Annotated in this window: 1 protein-coding gene and 1 pseudogene; both read right to left on the bottom strand. The window is 64.8% G+C overall.

Translation table 11 applies throughout. The annotated features are described in order from the left end of the window. Positions 1-181 (bottom strand): annotated as a pseudogene (rplC, locus tag QAA18_RS12840) (50S ribosomal protein L3); the annotation flags it as partial. An 11-nt stretch (positions 182-192) separates the two neighbouring features. After that, positions 193-504 (bottom strand): 30S ribosomal protein S10, encoded by a 312-nt coding sequence (gene rpsJ, locus QAA18_RS12835; RefSeq protein WP_024891232.1) that lies wholly within the window; start codon positions 502-504, stop codon positions 193-195. Positions 505-593 lie beyond the last annotated feature (89 nt).

Below are 593 nucleotides of genomic sequence, written 5' to 3'. Positions count from 1 at the left end.
TGCCGCCGACGGCGACCTGCACGGCGCTGTAGCCGTCGCTCTCGAGGGTCTTGATCTGGGTGATGCGGTTCGGGGTCGCCTCGATCAGGGTCACCGGGATGGACTTGCCGTCCTCGGTGAACAGGCGGCTCATGCCGGCCTTGCGGCCGACGATGCCCAACGAATACTTCTTCGCGGTCATGGCTGGGGCCCTCAGGTCAGCTTGATCTGGACGTCGACGCCGGCCGCGAGCTCGAGCTTCATCAGCGCATCGACGGTCTTGTCGTTCGGGTCGACGATGTCCAGCACGCGCTTGTGCGTGCGGGTCTCGTACTGGTCGCGCGCGTCCTTGTCGACGTGCGGCGAGGTCAGGATGGTGTAGCGCTCGATCTTGGTCGGCAGCGGGATCGGGCCGCGCACCTGCGCGCCGGTCCGCTTGGCCGTCTCGACGATCTCGCTGGCCGAGCGGTCGATCAGGCGATGATCGAAAGCCTTCAGCCGGATGCGAATCTTCTGGTCCGCCATGAGGAATTCCTCGAAGTAAAGAGCGAAGAGCCGGCGGCTGGGTGCGCCGACCCCGTGGAAACAAGCGTTAAATCAACAACTTGGAGGGA

The sequence above is a fragment of the Luteimonas sp. 8-5 genome, assembly GCF_029763755.1.
GTDB lineage: Bacteria > Pseudomonadota > Gammaproteobacteria > Xanthomonadales > Xanthomonadaceae > Cognatiluteimonas.
Note: the sequence above shows the minus strand (reverse complement) of the source record. Positions and strands in the feature narration are given on the sequence as shown.